A 15,727-nucleotide genomic window follows, 5' to 3' on the forward strand; every position below is an offset into this window, starting at 1 on the left:
GGTCGTGGAGGGCGGGCAGCAGCACCCGGTCGGACGAGTCCGCGCCCGCCGCTACTCCCGGGGCTCCAGCAGGTCGTGGAGGGCGGGCAGCAGCACCCGGTCGGACGAGTCCGCGCCCGCCGCTACTCCCGGGGCTCCAGCAGGTCGTGGAGGGCGGGCAGCAGCACGCGGTCGGCGGGCAGCCAGTCGAGGGAGTCCAACTCCTCGGGCGGCACCCAGGCGAGCGCCAGGTGTTCGCGGGCCTCGGGCTCGCCCTCCACGAGCCGGGCCGTGTAGACGCGCAGCAGGAGGTCCGCGCGCAGCGGCACGTCCGGGCCGATCCGGTCGCCCACCGCCACGACCACGCCCAGCTCCTCGGCACACTCGCGGGCCACCGCGTCGACGTCCCGCTCCTCGGGCTCCACGCCGCCGCCGGGCAGTTCCCAGCGGCCGGCGGCGTCGGGCGGGTACGCGCGCTGCTGCGCCAGCACCGCGCCGTCGCGCACCACGGCCGCGCCCACGACCACCCGCGCGCCGACCAGCTCCACCGACCGCCGCGCCACCGCGTCCGCCCGCGCCTGGAGCACCCGCAGCGCGAGGCCGCGGCCGACCAGCACGTCGGCGAGCCTGCCGAACGGCCCACCCGGGCTGCCCCACTCGACCGAGTCGACCACCATCGTGCCGCCGCCGGTGTGCAGCAGGTCCGTGACCAGGGTGAACCTGGGCAGCGGACCGCCGACCAGCTCGGCCGACACGCCCGTCACGTCGGCCCGCGTCACGACCAGCCGGCCGTTGACCGGACCGACCGAGCCGGCCAGCTCGGCGCCGACCCGGAGCAGCGGTTCGGCCGAGGTGATCCGCACACCGAGACCCCGGATCGACGTGGTCAGCAGCCGGGCGTCCAGCAGTGCCGCGGCGACGGTGTGCAACGGGGCGTCCACCAACGTGGTCGCTCGCAGTTCCGGCACGGTCGAGATCCTAGGGGCCGGTGGTCACCGGTAGGCGGGCCAGCGCACTTCCAGCCGCGCGCCGCCTTCGGGCGACTCGGCGGCACGCACCGCGCCGCGCCTTCGTCGCACCAGGTGCGCGACCAGCGCGAGCCCGAGCCCGAAGCCGCCGGTGGCCCTCCCCCGGTCCGATTCGACCCGGTAGAAGCGGTCGAACACCTTCACGCGGTGCTCCTCCGGGATGCCGCGGCCGTCGTCGTCCACGACCAGCCGCACCTCGCGGCCGGCCGGCAGCACGGACACCCGGATCAGCGTGTCGGCGTGCCGGACCGCGTTGCGCAGCAGGTTGTCGATCACCAGGTCGACCTCGGTGCCCGCGGCCGACACCAGGCACGCGCTGATCGGCGAGCTGAGTTGCACGAGCAGATCGGTGTCGCCGAGCCGGTCCACGGCGGCCTGCGCCCGCAGCGCGAGGTCGACGGGTTCGGCGCGCGGCAGCTCGCCGGTGTCCGCGCGGGCCAGCATCAGCAGGGCGTCGACCAGCGCGGACAGCCGGTGCGACTCCTCCACGATCGACTCCAGCACCTCGATCGAGAAGTCCGGGTCCGGGTGCGCCACGGCCACCTCGGCCTGCGCGCGCACCGACGTCACCGGCGACCTGAGCTCGTGCGCGGCGTCGCCGGTGAACCGCCGCAACCGCTCGGTGGCCGCGTCCCGCCTGGCCAGCAGCGCGTTCAACGCCACCGCCAGCGCCTGGAGCTCGTCGCGCGCCGCAGGCACCGGCAGCCGGCGCCCGCGCGGCAGTTCGGCCGCGGCCACCCGCATCCGCTCCACGGGGCGCAGCGACGACCGGACCGCGAGCCACGTCGCGATCCCCACCAGTCCGGCGACCAGCACGGCGGCCAGCGCGAGCCAGCGCGTGCCCAGCCGGTTCGCCTCCTGGTAGCCGACCAGGACGTCACCGGCGACGTGCAGCTCGGGCGTGCCGTCGGCGGCGAACACCACCTTGCCGGTCCACCGGTGCGCGCTCTCGCCGTCGATGCGCAGCACGGACTGCCCGGACTTGAGCTGCCGCAGGTCCGACGGGGTCAGGTCGGTGGGCGGCCCGCCGTCGCGCGGTACGCCCGCGGTGTCGAGCACGCGCGTCGCGCCGGCCCGGGCCAACTCCTTGTCCACCGCGCTGACCTGCACCATCCCGATCAGCAACGGCGCGAGGAGGGTGAACGCGAGCAGGCACAGCAGCGCCACCCCGGTGGCCACGACGGTGATCCGGAACCGCAACGTCCGCCGCAACCACCAGTGCCGCGGGTTCACCGACACCCGCTCGTCAGGGCGACGGCCCGGCGCGCTCCCCCGGCGCGGGTGAGGTGTGGCCGGTGGTCGCCGGGCCGCCCCACGACGCGCGGCCGCCGATCACCACCGCGCACGAGGCGCCCGCCCGCGGTCACCGACGCCTGCTCGGCGCGGAACCCAGTGCCGCGTCGAGGTCGGGCGTGGAGGCCAGGTAGCCGTGACCCCGCACGGTGCGCACGACCTCGCCCGCGCCCATCGCGTCGAGCTTGCGCCGCAGGTAGCCCACGTACACCTCGACCGCGTTGCGGGTCGCGGCCTGCTCGTCGCCCCACACGGTGCGCAGCAGCTCGTCCTTGGTGACCACCGAGCCCGCGCGCGAGGCCAGCACGTCGAGCACCGCGTACTCGCGCGGCGACAGCGCCACCGGCTCGCCCGCCCAGCTCACCTCGCGCACCGCGCGGTCCACCACCAGGTCGCCGAGCTTGAGCCGACGCCGGGAGCCCTCCGCCGTGTGGCGCCGCAGCAACGCCCTGACCTGCGCCACCAGCACCACGAACGAGAACGGCTTGACGAGGTAGCCGTCCGCGCCCAGGTCGAGCCCGTCGGCCTGGTCGACCTCGCCGTCCTTGGCCGACACCATCAGCACCGGCGTGCGGACGCCCTCCGCGCGCATCCGCTGCAACACCCGGTACCCGCTCAGCCCGGGCAGCATGATGTCCAGCAGCACCACGTCGAACGCGCCGGTCAGCGCGACCCGCAGCGCGTTGGGGCCGTCGGCGGCCGTGACGACCTCCATGCCCTCCGCCGACAGGCCGCGCTCCAGCGCGCGACGGACGCCGATCTCGTCGTCAACTACCAGCACCCGTGGCCTCACGACCCCAGCATGCCGGTTCGGGGGCACAATCGCGGTCGGACCCTCAGCGGGCTCTCAGGCTCTCAGCGGGGTCTCAGGCCGGACCGGGCAGTGTCGGTGACGTCGGGCCGCAAGGAGCTGTCCGACGCCTCGGGAGGAGGGCGCATGAACCGCAGGAGGGTGACGGTCGTCGCCGCGGCGGTCGGCGTGGTCGCCGGCGTCGCCGGGTTGGGGGTTCTCGCGATGCCCGCCGGAGCGGGTCCCGCGCCGGTGCTGCCGGACGTCGCGGCGGAGTCGCTGGTGGAGTCCGTGCTGAACGCGAAGCCGGGCGCGCTGGGCGGGTCGGTGTCGGTGAACAACGACCTCGGGCTGCCCGCGGTCGCCGGCATCCCGCAGCTGGGTGACGGCGCGAGCGGGTTGCGGGTGTGGACCGACGGCGCGGGCAAGGCGCGGGTCCAGCTGCCCACGGGCGAGTCCGAGAAGACGTTCGTGGACGACGGCGAGACCGCGTGGCTGTGGGACTCGGCCAAGCAGACCGTGACGAAGGTGCCGCACGGCGCGAAGCCGGCGCTCGACCCGACCGACGAGGCCGCGGCCGACCCGGTCGAGGCGGCGCGCCGGGTCGTGGCGGCGATCAAGGAGTACAGCACCGTGTCGGTCGACGGCACGGCGCGGGTGGCGAACCGGCCGAGCTACGAGCTGGTGCTGACGCCGAAGCCGACCGAGAAGACCGTCCTGCGCGAGGTGCGCGTGGCGGTGGACTCGGAGCTGCGGATCCCGCTGCGGCTGTCCGTGCTGACCAACGGCACCGACGCGCCGGCCGTCCAGGTCGGGTTCTCGGAGCTGACCGTCGGCCCGCAGGACGCGAGCCTGTTCGCGTTCACCCCGCCCGCCGGCGCGAAGGTCGTCGACGGCACGGAGGAGAAGCCGACCGCCGAGGACAGGGCCAAGGCCGAGCAGCTGCTCGGCGCGGCCGACCCGAAGGTCGTCGGCGAGGGCTGGGACACCGTCGTGGTCGCCCGCGTGCCGCTCGACCAGCTGGGCGAGGTGCAGAAGGGCGTCGAGGAGAGGGCCGGGCAGCTGGACGCGCGGGTGCCGGACCAGGGCGACGTGCAGGGCCTGATCAAGAAGCTGGGTAAGCAGGTCAGCGGCTCGTGGGGATCGGGAACGCTGATCACCACCCGGGTCGGCGGCGTGCTGCTCGCCGACGACGGCCGGGTGGCCGCGGGCGCCGTCCCGGAGCAGGTGCTGACCGAGGCGATCGGTCAGGTGAAGTGACCACCTCGACCAGCGCGCGGGTGGAGTCGGCGGAGGCCGGCTCCACCCCGGTCCTCGCCGCCCGGACGCGGGGACTGCGCAAGGTGTACGGGCGCACGGTCGCGGTGGACCGGGTGGACCTGGAGGTGCCCGAGGGCGCGGTGCTGGGCATGCTCGGCCCGAACGGGTCGGGCAAGACCACCACGATCCGGATGCTCCTCGGGCTCGTGCGACCGACCGAGGGTGAGGTCGAACTGCTGGGCGCGGCGCTGCCGGACGGTGTCGCGCAGGCGTTGCCGCACGTGGGCGCGCTGGTCGAGGGTCCGGGCTTCCACCCGTTCCTGTCGGGGCGGGAGAACCTGCGGCGGGTGGCCGCGTTCGAGCCGCTGCTGAAGTCCGGCGACATCAAGCGGGCCGTGGAGGACGCGCTGGAGCGCGTGGGTCTCGGCGGCGCCGCGCACCGGCGGTACCGGGGCTACTCGCTCGGCATGAAGCAGCGGCTGGGCCTGGCGTCGGCGCTGCTGGTGCCGCGCCGGCTGATCGTGCTGGACGAGCCGACCAACGGCCTCGACCCGGCGGGCACCCGCGAGGTGCGCAAGGTGATCGCGGACCTGCACGAGGCGGGCAGCACGGTCGTCGTGTCCTCGCACCTGCTCAGCGAGATCGAGGCGACCTGCACGCACGTCGCCGTGCTGCACCGGGGAACCGTCGTCGCGCAAGGGGAACTGGCCGACCTGCTCCAGGTGGACGGCAGCGCGCTGCTGGTCACCACGCCGGACGTGGACGACGCGCTGAACGCGTTGCGCGCGGGCCGGATCTCGGCCCGGCCGACCGAGCGGGGTGTCCGGGTCGAGCTGATCGGCACGACCGCGCCCGTGGTGCTGCGGACGCTCGTGGAGGCGGGGGTCGAGGTGCACGAGGCGCTCCGGCACCGCACCGGGCTCGAGGACCTGTTCGCCCGGTTGACCGAGGCCGAGGAGTCCGAGCACAACCTGACCGCCGTGGACACCATCGAGGAGGGCGGCCGATGAGCGCGCCGGTCGTGGTCCGAGCACCGCTCGGCAGGCAACTGCGGTCGGAGCTGCGGTGGATCCTCCGCCGGCCGCGGACGGTGATCGGGCTGGCGTCGCTGTGCCTGGTCCCGGTCCTCGCGGGCGTCGGGTTGTGGTTCGCGGTGGGCGACGACGGCACGGCCGGTCCGGGTCTCGCGGCGATCATCGCGGGCAACGGGCTGCTGCTGCCGGTGTTCACCCTGTTCCTGGCGCTGCCGCTGCTGCTGCCGCTGGTCGGCGCGATCTGGGCGGCGGACGGGCTCGCGGGCGAGGCGCAGCACGGCACGTTGCGCGGGCTGCTGATCTCGCCGATCGGGCGGATGCGGCTGCTGTTCGTGAAGGCGTTCGGCGTGGCCGCGATGACGTTGGCCGCGGTCACCCTGATCGCGGTCGTCGGCACGGTCGTCGGGCTGATCCTGTTCGGCGGCGACGGGATGCTCACGTTGTCCGGCACGACGCTGGGCGTCGGCGCGGCGGTGGGTCGGATCGTGCTGACGATCCTGCTGGTCACCGTGCAGGTGTGGGGTGTGGCGGCGATCGCGCTCGCGATCTCGGCGTGCACCGAGCACCCGCTGGTGGTCATGGCGGCGACGATGGCGGGCGTGATCGTGTCCGCGGTGCTCGGGGTGTTCACCGCGCTGGACTGGTTGCAGCCGTACCTGATCACGTCGGCGTGGGAGGGGCTCACGGACGTGATGCGCGACCCGATGCCGACCGACGGGCTGTGGAACGCCACCGGCCTCGCGGCCTGCTACATCCTCATCGGGGTCTCGCTGGCCGCAATCCGCTTGGCGACCAAGGACAATTAGTCCGTGCACGTGGAAACGGAACGGTTGGCGCTGCGGGAGTTCGTCGAGTCCGACCTGGACTCGCTGGTGTGGTTGCTCGGCGAACCCCGCGTCATGCGGTACATCGAGGACGGGAAGCCCGTGCCGCGCGAGCGCGTGGAGGCGGAGGTGCTGCCGCGCGTGCTGGGCGGCACGGGCTGGTGGGCGGGCGTCGAGAAGGCGTCCGGGTCGTTCGTCGGGTGGTACGAGCTGAGCCCGGTGTCCGACGGGGTGGCCGAGCTGGGGTACCGGCTGCACCCGTCGTTCTGGGGCCGCGGCTACGCCACCGAGGGGGCGAAGGCGTTGGTGGCCGAGGGTTTCGCCTCAGGACTGACCCGGGTGGTGGCGACCGCGATGGCGGTCAACACCGGGTCGCGGCACGTGCTGGAGAAGGTCGGACTGCGCCACGTCCGCACCTTCTTCGAGGACTGGCCGGACCCGATCCCGGGCAGCGAGCACGGCGACGTGGAGTACGAGCTCAGCCGATGACCGCGACGCCGTCCTGGTCGACGGCCAGTCGCACCCGGTCGCCGGGACCAGGAGGCCCGGCGACCGGGGCCACCGCCTCGAACTCCTCTCCGGCGACACCCTCTCCGGCGAGCCGCACCAGCAGTCGCACGTGGTCGCGCCGGTGCACCCGTTCCAGCACCTCGGCCTCGTGCGGTCCGGTCGGGTCGACGCGCAGCGCGGTGGCCCGCAACCCGACCCGGGACGCCACCCCGACGAGCACCCGCGCCCGGTCCGCGTCCAGGACCTTGCCGCAGCCCAGGAAGCGGGCCGTGTCGACGTCGGCCGGGTGCTTCCAGACCTCGGTGGGCGGCCCGACCTGGCGGATCCGGCCGGCCCGCATCACGGCCACCCGGTCGGCCAGCGTGAACGCCTCGTCGTGGTCGTGCGTGACGACGAGCGCGGTCGCGCCGGTGTCGCGCAGCAACCGGGCCAGGTCGACCGCGAGCTGCTCGCGCAGCGCCCGGTCCAGCGCGGACAGCGGTTCGTCCAGCAGCAGCAACCTCGGTCGCGGCGCGAGCGCGCGGGCCAGCGCGACCCGCTGCTGCTCACCGCCGGACAGCTCGGTGACCTTGCGCCGCGCGTAACCGCTCAACCCCACCAGGTCGAGCAGCTCGGCCACCCGCTTGTGCCGGGTGTCCCGGTCCTCGCCGCGCATCCGGGGCCCGAACGCCACGTTGCCCGCCACGTCGCGGTGCGGGAACAGCTGGCCGTCCTGGAACACCAGCCCGAAACCCCTTTTGTGCACCGGGGTTGCGGCCAGGTCGACGCCGTCCCAGGCGACCGCACCGGCGGAGGGCCGCTCCAGCCCGGCGACCGCGCGCAGCAGCGTGGACTTGCCGCACCCGGACGGCCCGAGCAGCGCCACCACCTCGCCGTCGGCGATCTCCAGGTCCACTTCGGACACCGCCTCGACGTCGCCGTAGCGCACGCCGACCCCGGTCAGCCCCAACGACATCAGAACTCCCCGCTGCTCGGCACGCGCAGCCGTTCGACCAGCAGCACGGCGACCGTCGTCACGACCATCAGCAGCGCGCACGCCGCGTAGGCCATCTGGCTGTTGAGCTGACCGGGCCGCGACATCAGCCGGGCGATCACCACCGGCAGCGTCGGCGTGTCCGGCCGCGCCAGGAACCCGGTCGCGCCGAACTCGCCCAGTGCCACCACGAACCCGAACCCGGCGGCGGCCACCAGCGAGCGCGAGGCGAGCGGCAGGTCGACCTCGCGCCACACCCGCCACGGCGGCGCGCCCAGCGTCGCGGCGGCCTGGCGCAACCGCTCGTCCACCGCGCGCAGCACCGGCAGCACGATCCGCACCACCAGCGGCGTCACCACCAGCGCCTGGGCCAGCGGCACCAGCAGCGGCGAGGTGCGGAAGTCGCCGGGCAGCGCGTCCATGGTGATCAGGTAGCCGAAGCCGAGCGTGACGGCGGACACCCCGAGCGGCAGCATCAGCGCGGTGTCCAGGGTTTCCGCGAACCACGACCGGTGCCGGCGCAACCCGACCAGCACCACCGCCGAGCCGATCCCGACCACCAGCGCCACCAGCGTCGCGTCGGTGGCCGTGCGCACGGACTGGAGCGCGGCGTCCCAGCCGGTGACGGCGAGCGTGCCGCGTTCACCGGTGCCGGCCAGCGCCCGGTAGCCCGCGAGGCTCCACCCGTCCGTTGTGGACAGTGACCGCAGCACCAGCCCCACCACCGGCGCCAGCAGCAGCGCCACCACCAGCCACGCCGCCGCGACCACACCCCACTCGCCGCCGGACGGCCGCCGCGCGCTCTCCTCCCGCAGCACCAACGCCTTCTCCCGCCGGCGCCGCGCCACGCCGCCGATCAGCAGCACCGCGACCACCGCCGCGAACTGCACCAGCGACAGCGCCGCCGCGCCGGACAGGTCGAACAACTCCACAGTGCGCAGGTAGATCTCGGTTTCCACGGTCCGGTACCGCGCGCCGCCGAGCACCAGCACGACGCCGAAACTGGTGGCGCAGAACAGGAACACCACCGACGCGGCCGAGCCGATCGCGGGCGCCAGCGCGGGCAGCGTCACCGCGGTGAACGCGCGGAACCGGGACGCGCCCAGCGACCGCGCCGCGTCCTCGGCCCGCCGGTCGATCCGCGCCCACAGCCCGCCGACCGTGCGCGCGACCACCGCCACGTTGAAGAACGCGTTCGCCAGCACGATCGGCAGCACGCCGCCGTCGGGCCACAGCGCCCGGAAGGCCAGGCCCACCACCACGGTCGGCAGCACGAACGGCACCATCACCGCCGCCCGCACCACCCCGTTGCCGCGCACCCGGCAGCGGGCCAGCAGGAACGCGACCGGCAACCCGGTCAGCAGCGCCACCGCGGTCGCGCCGGCCGCCTGGCCGAGGGTGAACCCGACCAGGCCCCAGGTCGCCGGGTCGACCAGCGCCGGCAGCACACCGCCCTCGCCCAGCCCGAGACCGACGATCGCCAGCACGGGCCAGGCGAAGAACACCCCCAGGAACGCCAGGGGCAGCAGCGCGGCGAACGACCAGGTCAGCCCTGCACGAGAGTGCGCCACTGCTGCACCCACTGCTCGCGGTTCGCGTCGAGCTTGTCCGCCGCCACGGTGCGGGACTTCTCCGGCAGCGGCGCCGCCTTGGTCCACGACTCGGGCAGCGCGACGCCCTCGCGCGACGGGTACACGTACATCTGCTCGGCCACGCCGGCCTGGAACTTCTCGCCCAGCAGGAAGTCCACGACCTTGCGCGCGTCGTCGGCGTTCTTGGTGCCGTTCAGCACGCCCGCGTACTCGACCTGCCGGTAGCACGTGTCGAGCAGCGCGGTGGTGCGCGGCTGACCGTCGTCGCCGATCTCGGCCGACGGCGACGAGGCGTAGGACACCACGATGGGGCGCGGGCCCTTGCCGCTGGAGCCGGAGAAGTCCTGCGTGTAGGCCTCCTCCCAGCCGCTGACGACCTTCACGCCGTTCGCCTTGAGCTTGGACCAGTAGTCCTGCCAGCCGTTCTCGCCGAACTCGGAGATCGTGCCGAGCAGGAACGCGAGGCCGGGCGACGAGGTCGCCGGGTCCTCCACGACCAGCAGGTCCTTGTACTTCGGGTCGGTCAGGTCCGCGTAGGTCTTCGGCGCGCCCTTGTCCTTGAGGGCCGCGGTGTCCACGTTCACGCACACGTCGCCGACGTCGACCGCGTGCAGCTGCTTGCCGGAGCCGACCTGGTAGCGGTTGGCGCCCTTGGCGTCCTCGGCGCTCTCGTAGTCGGCGAACACGCCTTCCTTGAGCGCGCGGGAGGCGAACGTGGAGTCGACGCCGAACGCGACGTCGCCGATCGGGCTGCTCTTGGTCAGCACCAGCTTGTTGGTCAACTCGCCCGCGTCACCGCTGGCCAGCGTCTTGACGGTGATGCCGGTCTCGTTCTTGAACGCGTCCAGCTGCTCCTGCTTGACCGCGAACGAGTCGTGCGTCACCAGCGTGACGGTGCGGTCGGCCTTGGGCTGTTCGGCGGCGACCGAGCACCCGGCCAGCAGCGCGAGCGCGGTGGACGCGGTCAGCACACGTCGGAACATCATCTCTCCCTACACCGGCATGATCCGGATCAGGTGTGGACGGTCGAGGGCTGGCGTGCCCTCCTCTCAGCCCGGCGCACCGGACTCCCGTGGTGGACGCGCAGCGTAACCCACGCGGTGGGACGATCAGGACATGGCCGAACTGCTGACGGACGACCAGATCACCGAAGCCCTCTCCCACCTGGCCGGGTGGACCGCCCAGGACGCCTCGCTCGTGCGGACCGCCGAACTGGCCGGGTTCCGGGAGGCCATCGCGGTGGTGAACGCCGTGGCGGAGGTCGCCGAGTCGAGCGACCACCACCCGGACATCGACATCCGGTGGAACACGCTGACCTTCCGGTGCAGCACGCACTCCGCCGGGGGGATCACCACGTTGGACGTGTCACTGGCGCAGGAGATCGACCGGCTGCTTGACGCGTAGCTCCACGGCGATCGCCACCAGCGTGAGCAGGCCCACCGCCGGGTAGACCCAGCCGAGCGCGGCCCAGTACCAGGGTCGTTCGATGATCCAGATGCTCGGCTGGACCTTGAGCAGGATCGAGATCAGGTAGCTGCCGACGGCCAGGACCCACGCGCCCGCCGTGATCCTGGCCAGTCGGTGCTCCGCCCGGTAGAGCAGCCAGAGCAGCGCGGGCGCCATCCAGACCCAGTGGTGGCTCCACGAGATGGGGCTCACCAGCAGGCCGAGGAACTGCACCGCGACGATCATCGCGAGCGTGTCGTCCGCCTTGCGCGCGTGGTACAGCGCGAACCCGGTGAGCACCACGGCCACCGCCGCGCCGGCCAGGAAGATCGGCCCGGTGCCCACGTCGTGGCCGACGGAGCGGGACAGCGCGCCGCGCAGCGACTGGTTGATCGCCGACCCGACCGGCCCGACCCGGCTCGCGTCGCCCAGCAGCTCGAACCAGAACCGGTGCGACTGGGACGCCGAGACCGCGTACCCGAGCCCGACCGTGCCGGCGAACGCGACCGCCGAGTACACGGCCGCCCGGTACTGCCGCGTGACGAGGAAGTAGAGCCCGGAGATCGCGGGCGTGAGCTTGAGACCCGCCGCGACGCCGACGCCGAGCCCCTGGACGGCGCTCCGGGTGGCGACGAGCGTGCCGATCAGCAGTGCCGCCAGCACGAGGTTGATCTGGCCGTAGTTGAGCGTGGTGCGCACCGGCTCGACCCAGATGAACAGCCCGGTCCACAGCAGGGCCCGCCTCGGGTCGTGCCGCTTCATGATCATCAGGCTGCGGCTGGTGAGGAACCACAGGCAGGCGAGCGACAGCAGCTGCCAGAACCAGCGCGCGACCACCCACGGCACCCAGGACAGCGGGAGGAAGACGAACGCGGAGAACGGCGGGTAGGTGAACGGCAGCGCGAACTGGTCGGAGAACTCCTTGAGCCGCCACTCGTAGAGGTTGCCGGTGAACAGCTCGGGCGAGGCGTTCCGGTAGACCATCAGGTCCACCATGGTCATCTTCGTCTGGAACGCGACCATGAGCAGATGTCCCAGCACGGACACGCCGAAGATCCAAGGCGCTACGGAGAGCACCCGTTTTTCGAGTGCGCGCACGTCCACCGTGTGACCTCCTGCACGATCGCGTGAATTTCACGACTGACTGCGAACGATTCCGGGTACCCGGACGTCAAGACGAGTGGAGAGTCAATCGCAAGGGGATTCGCATGACCGCCGACATCGTCGTGTTCACCATCGCAGCACTCGGCATGCTGGGCACCGCCGGGGGCGTCTTCGCCCTGGCCCGCCACAGCCGCAACCAGCTGCACTGAGCCCCGGGTCCGGCCCTCGCCACAGAGGGTCGGACCTGCTCGTGCTCCCCCACCCCGCACATCGCCGAAAGGCTACCGCGTCCGTCCGGATGATCTTCCGCTGTTCCCTCTCGGGCCGTCGAGTCACGTACGCAGACTGACGAAGCATGAGCGTCAGATCCGACTGGAACCTCGAACTCCAGCTCGAACAAACCCGTGATCTCGCCGAGGGTGACGTGCGCGCGGCGGTCGTCCGCGTCCTCGACCACATCGCCAGTGCGCCCAAGAGCCGATTCCGCGGTGGGCGGAAACTCCTGGAACTGCTCGAGGAAGCCCGGTCGACGGCCGAGGGCGGCCCACTGGCCGAGCGCCTGTCGGACGCGATCTCCTACGCCGACAACCAGATGCTCAGGCAGGACTTCGAGGAGCGCTACGAACTCTGGGGCGCCTCGCTCGACCAGGACGTGAAGTTTGCCGCCCGGACCGCCGGTGCCGCCATCGACTACTGGACGGGCGTCGGCAACGCGTTCCTCGCCGATCACCCGGACGCCTCAGGTCCGGAGTTGCTCGCCCACATCCAGGCGATGAAGGCGGAACTGCCCTACATGGACGCGCCCGAGGACCGGCCGGGCCGCTACCGCAAGGAGCTGCTCGACGCGGCCGAGAGGTCGCTCGACCCGGCGTGACCACGAGGGGTGCGCGCGCTCACGCGCACCCCGACCGCGTCACACGTTGAAGCGGAACTCCACGACGTCGCCGTCGGCCATGACGTAGTCCTTGCCCTCCATGCGGACCTTTCCTGCGGCTTTCGCGGCGGCCATCGAGCCCGCGTCCACCAGGTCCGCGAACGAGACCACCTCGGCCTTGATGAAGCCGCGTTCGAAATCGGTGTGGATGACGCCCGCCGCCTGCGGGGCCGTCGCGCCCTGCGGGATGGTCCACGCGCGCGACTCCTTCGGACCCGCCGTCAGGTAGGTCTGGAGGCCCAGCGTGTGGAAACCGGCGCGGGCCAGGGCGTGCAGACCCGGCTCGTGCTGGCCGATCGACTCCAGCAGCTCCCGGGCCGACTCCTCGTCCAGCTCCAGCAGCTCCGCCTCGACCTTCGCGTCCAGGAACACCGCGTCGGCCGGCGCCACGAGTTCGCGCAGCTCCTTGAGCCGCGCCTCGTCGGTCAGCACCGCCTCGTCCGCGTTGAACACGTACAGGAACGGCTTGGTGGTCAGCAGGCTCAGCTCGCGCAGCAGCTCACCGTCCACTTCGGACTGGGAGGAGAACAGCGTGCGACCGCCGTCGAGGATCTCCTTGGCCTTGACGGCCGCGTCCAGCGCCGGGCGGCGGTCCTTCTGGGTGCGCGCCTCCTTCTCCAGCCGCGGCACGGCCTTCTCCAGGGTCTGGAGGTCGGCCAGGATCAGCTCGGTGTTGATCGTCTCGATGTCCGAGCCGGGGTCGACCCGGTCGTCGACGTGGATCACGTCCGAGTCGGCGAACACGCGCACGACCTGGCAGATCGCGTTCGCCTCGCGGATGTTCGCGAGGAACTTGTTGCCGAGGCCCGCGCCTTCGGACGCGCCCTTCACGATTCCGGCGATGTCGACGAACGACACCACGGCGGGCACCTCGCGCTCGGAGCCGAAGATCTCCGCCAGCTTGCCGAGGCGGGCGTCCGGCAACGGCACCACGCCGACGTTGGGCTCGATCGTGGCGAACGGGTAGTTCGCCGCGAGCACGTCGTTGCGGGTCAGCGCGTTGAACAGGGTGGACTTGCCGACGTTGGGCAGGCCGACGATACCGAGGGTCAAACTCACGGTGGGTGAGTCTACGCGGTGCACGCCCGTGTCCGATTCCCGCGAGACCCCTGGTTCCGGCCCTGGCAGAGTGGTCGGCGTGCTGCTCGACCCAGAACGCGCCTACCGAGCCGTCGCCGCCCGCGACGCCCGCTTCGACGGGTGCTTCATCCTCGCCGTCCGGACCACCAGGATCTACTGCCGACCGTCGTGCCCGGCGGTCACGCCCAAGCGCCGCAACGCCGAGTTCTACGCCACGGCCGCCGCCGCGCAGTCGGCCGGCTACCGCGCGTGCCGCCGCTGCCTGCCGGACGCGGTGCCGGGCTCACCCGAGTGGAACCTGCGGGCCGACCTCGCCGCCCGCGCCATGCGGCTGATCTCCGACGGCGTGGTGGAGCGGTCCGGCGTGCCGGGGCTCGCGGCCCGGCTCGGCTACTCGGAACGGCACCTGACCAGGGTGTTGACCGCCGAACTCGGCGCCGGCCCGCTCGCGCTCGCCCGGGCGCACCGCGCGCACTCGGCCCGGCTGCTGATCGAGACCACGGACCTGTCGTTCACCGACATCGCGTTCGCCGCCGGGTTCGCGAGCGTGCGCCAGTTCAACGACACGATCCGCACGGTGTTCGCCTCCACGCCGTCGGAGATGCGGTCGCGCCGGTGCGCGGCGGGCGCGCCCGGCCGGATCACGCTGCGGCTGCCCTACCGGCCGCCGTTCGACGACGAGGGGCTGCTGGCGTTCTTCGCGGCCGAGGCGATCCCGGGCGTCGAGCACGTGACGCCGACCTCGTACGCCCGGTCGCTGCGGCTGGCGTTCGGGCAGGGCACCGTGCTGCTGGAGCCGGGCGACGGGCACGTGTCGTGCACGCTGCGGCTGGCCGACCTGCGCGACCTGGGCAGCGCGGTCAGCCGGGTGCGCCGGCTGCTCGACCTGGACGCCGACCCGCACGCGGTGGACGCGTTCCTCGGGTCGGACCCCGTGCTGCGGCCACTCGTGCGGTCCCGGCCGGGCGTCCGGCTGCCGGGCAGCGTGGACGGCGCGGAAACGCTGTTGCGGCTGCTCGGGCACACCTCGCCGGGCGAGCCGCTGATCGTGCCGGACGGTCCGGTCACCCACCTCTACCCGGCGCCGGCGGACCTGGACTCGCCGGTGGCGCGGGCGCTCGCGTCCGGCGCGCTGGTGGTCGACGTGGGTCGGGACGCCGACGAACTGCTGGCCGAGCTGGCCGCGTTCCCCGGCGTCGGACCGGACATCGCGCGGCGGGTCGTGATGCGCGTGTTGGGCGCGCCCGACGTGCCGCTGACCGACAACGCGGCGTGGCGCCCGTGGCGCTCCTACGCCGCCATGCATCTCGGGAGGACCGCGTGACCAACGCATTCGTGTCCACTGTGGACACTCCGATCGGACCGTTCACCGCCGTGGTGGCACCCGACGGCGCCGTGCTGGCCAGTGGCTGGACCGGCACCGCCGACGACCTGCTGCCGCAGGTGTCGCCGTCGCTGCGGCCGGTGGAGCTGACCGCACGCCGCGACCTCGGTCAGGTGACCCGCGCGGTGCGGGCCTACCACGGCGGCGACCTGGACGTGATCGCGGACGTGCCGGTGCGCCAGCGCGGCGGCGCGTTCACCGAGCAGGCGTGGGAGGCGTTGCGCACGGTGCCCGCGGGCAAGCCGATCAGCTACGCCGACCACGCCCTGCTCGCGGGCCGTCCGGCGGCGGTGCGCGCGGCGGCGTCGGCCTGCGCCCGCAACGCCGCGACGCTGTTCGTGCCGTGCCACCGCGTGGTGCGCACCGGCGGGGCGATCGGCGACTTCCGCTGGGGCCCGGCCGCCAAGCGCTGGCTGCTCGCCCACGAGTCCTGACCCGCCGACCGCGTCGACCCGGCCGCCGCGCGGGCTTGCGCCGGACGCGAAACCTGTTGGCG

At 73.1% G+C, this 15,727-nt stretch carries 16 protein-coding genes and 1 riboswitch; of the genes, 8 read left to right on the top strand and 8 right to left on the bottom strand.

The window, feature by feature from the left end; translation table 11 throughout:
* Positions 1–122: 122 nt before the first annotated feature.
* From AB0G50_RS07130 to AB0G50_RS07140, 3 genes are all read right to left on the bottom strand, one after another.
* On the bottom strand, positions 123–947 hold the full coding sequence (locus tag AB0G50_RS07130; protein ID WP_360103217.1) for an NUDIX domain-containing protein: 825 nt from the start codon (positions 945–947) through the stop codon (positions 123–125).
* Positions 948–971: 24 nt separating this feature from the next.
* Positions 972–2,240 (bottom strand): ATP-binding protein, encoded by a 1,269-nt coding sequence (locus AB0G50_RS07135; protein WP_360103494.1) that lies wholly within the window; start codon positions 2,238–2,240, stop codon positions 972–974.
* Between the two features lie 130 nt (positions 2,241–2,370).
* The gene (locus AB0G50_RS07140; protein ID WP_360103219.1) at positions 2,371–3,081 is read right to left on the bottom strand and encodes a response regulator transcription factor; all 711 of its coding nucleotides are present in this window, start codon (positions 3,079–3,081) and stop codon (positions 2,371–2,373) included.
* Between the two features lie 156 nt (positions 3,082–3,237).
* Between AB0G50_RS07140 and AB0G50_RS07145 the strand changes: the two genes are divergently transcribed.
* From AB0G50_RS07145 to AB0G50_RS07160, 4 genes are read left to right on the top strand one after another with little or no spacing between them, the layout of a single operon-like run.
* Complete coding sequence (locus AB0G50_RS07145; protein WP_360103221.1) at positions 3,238–4,350, top strand: hypothetical protein; 1,113 nt, start codon at positions 3,238–3,240, stop codon at positions 4,348–4,350.
* The gene (locus tag AB0G50_RS07150; protein ID WP_360103223.1) at positions 4,347–5,360 is read left to right on the top strand and encodes an ABC transporter ATP-binding protein; all 1,014 of its coding nucleotides are present in this window, start codon (positions 4,347–4,349) and stop codon (positions 5,358–5,360) included. The genes AB0G50_RS07145 and AB0G50_RS07150 overlap by 4 nt, the downstream gene beginning before the upstream one ends.
* Positions 5,357–6,190, top strand: coding sequence for an ABC transporter permease (locus tag AB0G50_RS07155; protein ID WP_360103225.1), 834 nt, complete (start codon positions 5,357–5,359; stop codon positions 6,188–6,190). Before AB0G50_RS07150 ends, AB0G50_RS07155 begins: the two co-directional genes overlap by 4 nt.
* Positions 6,191–6,193: 3 nt before the next feature.
* A complete protein-coding gene (locus tag AB0G50_RS07160; RefSeq protein WP_360103227.1) occupies positions 6,194–6,697 on the top strand; it encodes a GNAT family N-acetyltransferase in 504 nt (167 codons plus the stop codon).
* On the opposite strand, the gene AB0G50_RS07165 is transcribed toward AB0G50_RS07160, so the two are convergent.
* The 3 genes from AB0G50_RS07165 to AB0G50_RS07175 all read right to left on the bottom strand — a co-directional run bounded on the left by AB0G50_RS07165 (position 6,687) and on the right by AB0G50_RS07175 (position 10,266).
* Entirely contained in the window at positions 6,687–7,673 is a 987-nt protein-coding gene (locus tag AB0G50_RS07165) for an ABC transporter ATP-binding protein (protein ID WP_360103229.1), read from the bottom strand. The genes AB0G50_RS07160 and AB0G50_RS07165 overlap by 11 nt on opposite strands.
* Positions 7,673–9,220: an iron ABC transporter permease gene (locus tag AB0G50_RS07170; RefSeq protein ID WP_360103496.1), complete on the bottom strand. Its 1,548-nt coding sequence runs from the start codon at positions 9,218–9,220 to the stop codon at positions 7,673–7,675. Before AB0G50_RS07170 ends, AB0G50_RS07165 begins: the two co-directional genes overlap by 1 nt.
* Positions 9,221–9,237: 17 nt before the next feature.
* Positions 9,238–10,266, bottom strand: a complete 1,029-nt coding sequence (locus AB0G50_RS07175) for a thiamine ABC transporter substrate-binding protein (RefSeq protein WP_360103498.1) — start codon at positions 10,264–10,266, stop codon at positions 9,238–9,240.
* Positions 10,255–10,367: riboswitch (TPP riboswitch) on the bottom strand. It overlaps the preceding gene by 12 nt.
* A gap of 32 nt (positions 10,368–10,399) precedes the next feature.
* On the opposite strand from AB0G50_RS07175, the gene AB0G50_RS07180 reads away from it, so the two are divergent.
* Complete coding sequence (locus AB0G50_RS07180) at positions 10,400–10,687, top strand: 4a-hydroxytetrahydrobiopterin dehydratase (protein ID WP_360103231.1); 288 nt, start codon at positions 10,400–10,402, stop codon at positions 10,685–10,687.
* Here the strand turns inward: AB0G50_RS07180 and AB0G50_RS07185 are convergent.
* Entirely contained in the window at positions 10,649–11,776 is a 1,128-nt protein-coding gene (locus AB0G50_RS07185; RefSeq protein WP_360103233.1) for a mannosyltransferase, read from the bottom strand. The genes AB0G50_RS07180 and AB0G50_RS07185 overlap by 39 nt on opposite strands.
* Positions 11,777–12,188: 412 nt before the next feature.
* On the opposite strand from AB0G50_RS07185, the gene AB0G50_RS07190 reads away from it, so the two are divergent.
* Positions 12,189–12,707 (top strand): hypothetical protein, encoded by a 519-nt coding sequence (locus tag AB0G50_RS07190; protein WP_360103235.1) that lies wholly within the window; start codon positions 12,189–12,191, stop codon positions 12,705–12,707.
* 39 nt (positions 12,708–12,746) lie between these two features.
* Here the strand turns inward: AB0G50_RS07190 and ychF are convergent, their stop codons facing one another.
* On the bottom strand, positions 12,747–13,826 hold the full coding sequence (ychF, locus tag AB0G50_RS07195) for a redox-regulated ATPase YchF (protein WP_360103237.1): 1,080 nt from the start codon (positions 13,824–13,826) through the stop codon (positions 12,747–12,749).
* Between the two features lie 79 nt (positions 13,827–13,905).
* Between ychF and AB0G50_RS07200 the strand changes: the two genes are divergently transcribed.
* Together AB0G50_RS07200 and AB0G50_RS07205 are read left to right on the top strand one after the other, a co-directional pair.
* Positions 13,906–15,171, top strand: coding sequence for an AlkA N-terminal domain-containing protein (locus AB0G50_RS07200; protein WP_360103239.1), 1,266 nt, complete (start codon positions 13,906–13,908; stop codon positions 15,169–15,171).
* The gene (locus tag AB0G50_RS07205; protein ID WP_360103241.1) at positions 15,168–15,665 is read left to right on the top strand and encodes a methylated-DNA--[protein]-cysteine S-methyltransferase; all 498 of its coding nucleotides are present in this window, start codon (positions 15,168–15,170) and stop codon (positions 15,663–15,665) included. Before AB0G50_RS07200 ends, AB0G50_RS07205 begins: the two co-directional genes overlap by 4 nt.
* The last annotated feature ends 62 nt before the right edge of the window (positions 15,666–15,727 follow it).

This window comes from Actinosynnema sp. NPDC020468 (assembly GCF_040642015.1).
Lineage (GTDB): Bacteria > Actinomycetota > Actinomycetes > Mycobacteriales > Pseudonocardiaceae > Actinosynnema.